Genomic DNA, 2,720 nt, shown 5'->3' on the forward strand with positions numbered 1-2,720 from the left:
TGTACTGCGAAGCAGTCAGGGTTGGGTAGTTTACAACATCCAAAAAGCGTTATCGGGTTTACAGTGAGTGTGAATAACCCAACAAGCGTGAGGCTGAACCGATGACACTGGCTCAGGAGGCAACTGCCCAAGTCCCCGCCTTTTGCGAAGGGATCCAGTACTTCGGGGATCCCTGGCCGGAATTTGACCGCCTGGGCCAGGCCCCTGCAGTGGATGCCGGCACCGGGAAACTGAGGGATCCCGGCAGTCGTATGGCCGCCTACCAAACCTTGCTCTATGCCGATGCCTTGCGCTACCTCACCCTGCAAATGACCGCCAGCAAAGCCTCAGGCCATCCGGGCGGATTTGCCAGCCAAGCAGAAGCCTATGCAGCTCTGGTGTACCTGGGCCAGAAGAACATCCCCACCGAAGTTGGGCACCACGCGCCGGGCTTTTACGCGGCCATGTTTTTGGATGGATCCCTGGCCGAGATGGGCATCCACACCGTCGCCGACCTGCGGGCCCGTTTTCGAGAGCGGGAAGGGCTGTTGGGTCACCTCTCTGGCTACATTCCCGGACTGCTGGCGCCGGCTGGGCCGCTGGGGCAGGGGCAGCACTTTGCCATGGCGGGGGCATTACTCTACCCAGATCGCCTCTTCCCGGTCACGATTGGGGATGGCGGCCTGGGGGAGCCCTATGTGATGAGCTCCATGATTCACTTCCACACCGCTTTCCCGCAGCGCACCAACTTCCTGCCGGTGCTGGTCTGGAACGGCTACAGCCAAGAGCACCACAGCATGATCTCCACCGCCAGCAACGCCCAGATGGCCGAGTATTGGCGGGGCAACGGCTTTGAGGAAGTGGTGTTGGTGGATGCCAAGGACTTTGACGATGCCCAACAGCCTGGCCCTTACGTCGACAGCACTCAGTTTTCCCTAGAAGCCCGCCTTGCCTTTGCCCAAAGGGTGCTGATCGAAATGGAGCGAGCCATCCAATCAGCCCTGAGCGGACAATTAACGGTTTTCATCCTCAAGCAACTGAAGGGGGCTGGGGTACATGCCAAGGGATCCAAGTCCCACAACCTCTACGGCCACCACACTCTGGATCACCCGGACATTGTGGCGGCTCTGCGGGCGCGGGCCTTACATCCGGCAGCTTGGGCCCTGGTGCGACAAAACTGCCAACGGGCAGCCGGGGGGCCAGCCGCCAAGGTGGCGGTTACAGAGTTCGTTCGGCCTTTGCCGCCTTTGGGATCCCTAAACCTAACGGAGTTTCCCCTAGGGGACAAGCAGGTTTCCACCACGGCCATCGGATCCCTCGTGGTGCAGGTGGGGCAGAAGGATCCCGACTTTTTGGTGGCCAATGCCGACGGCAACGAAGCTTCCGGCATTGCCAATGTGAACCAAGGTCTCAAGGTGATTCACCCCACGGTGGATCCCTTATACAACCAACAGCCCCAAGGACAAGTCTATGAGCCCCTGAGCGAAGATGCCTGCGCGGGGCTAACGGCGGGCCTAGCCCTCTTCGGCGGACGCTCCCTGTGGTGCTCCTACGAGTCCTTTGCCGTCAACGGCCTACCCATCTGGCAGACGGTAACCCAAGCCATGGCGGAGCTACGCCGGCCCACCCCCTCGGCCATTGCCCTCTTCACTGCCGGCGCTCTGGAACAGGGGCGCAACGGCTGGACCCACCAACGCCCGGAAATTGAAGCCTACCTGGCAGCCATGATGCGCAACGGCAACGTCTTCCCCCTCTTCCCGCCGGATGCCAACTGTGCCCAAGCTGCCTACGAATGGGCCCTATCCACCTGCAACAAAGGGATCCCTATCATCGCCAGCAAAACCCCCCTGCCCATCCGCACCACCCTCGAACAAGCCCGCCAAGCAGTAGAGCAGGGCTGCACCGTCCTTCAGGAACTTCCTGGATCCCGCACCGTCGTCTTTGCCGTGGTGGGGGATATGATTCTCCTGCCCGTGTTCGAGGCGGCTGAGCAGCTCCAAGCCCAAGGGATCGGCTGCAAGATCGTCTCGGTGATTAACCCCCGCCGTCTGTATCGCCCCGGCGACGTGGCTTGGTCCACCTGTGCCCAGCCAGATGGGGAATTCATGTCCGACCAAGAATTTGCCGCTTGGTTTGCCGGCGAGGCCCTCATCGGCGTAACAGGCGGATCTAGCCTGATGCTCGAACCCTTGATGTTGCGCTATGCCGGCCCGCGGGATTTCTTCGCTTGGAAACGCGGCGAAACCACCGCCACCCCCGCCGAATTGATGGACTACAACGGCCTGACAGCTCAGGCACTGTCAGAACGAGCCAAGCAACTGCTATGCTGAGGGCGAGCTTTTAGCTTGGTTAGCATTGTCCACCTTATTTTTTCCTATGACTGCGGCTAGATATCTCCGAGAGAAGCTTGAGAGGATGTCTCCCACCGAGAGGGTAGAGCGAGTTGTTGTCCAACACTTTGCTTCTCCTCTCCTGCAGGCGCTTGGCTTTGACGAGTCGGAAATTAGAGAAGAATTCGAGACAGGTTGCGGCCAGGTCGATCTCGCAGCAAGAAAGAACGGAGATCCTGAAGATACTTTCTTTAGATCCCCGAAGAATCCCTACTTGCTTTTGGAGGCAAAATCTAGAGCAGTTAATCTCAGAGAAGGATCTTGCTATAGAGATGCAGTTTGTCAGATAGAAAGTTACTTGCTTGCCAAGAACTGCAAATCTGCAAAATGGGGAATTATCACCAATGCAAA

2 protein-coding genes are annotated in these 2,720 nt (G+C 58.8%); both read left to right on the forward strand.

Annotation, left to right across the window (positions count from 1 at the left end; genetic code table 11):
• Positions 1-101: 101 nt before the first annotated feature.
• Positions 102-2,309 carry a phosphoketolase gene (locus NW819_RS00730; RefSeq protein ID WP_414412592.1) on the forward strand — a complete coding sequence of 736 codons (2,208 nt, stop codon included), beginning with the start codon at positions 102-104 and terminating at the stop codon, positions 2,307-2,309.
• Between the two features lie 46 nt (positions 2,310-2,355).
• The coding region (locus NW819_RS00735) for a type I restriction enzyme HsdR N-terminal domain-containing protein (RefSeq protein WP_414412593.1) at positions 2,356-2,720 on the forward strand (365 nt) is incomplete at its 3' end.

It is taken from the genome of Synechococcus sp. R8-2, assembly GCF_047461715.1.
GTDB lineage: Bacteria > Cyanobacteriota > Cyanobacteriia > Thermostichales > Thermostichaceae > Thermostichus.

Coding starts and splice junctions, on each gene's coding strand:
- NW819_RS00730 (WP_414412592.1), top strand. CDS start 102: ATGACACTGGCTCAGGAGGCAACTGCCCAAGTCCCCGCCTTTTGCGAA.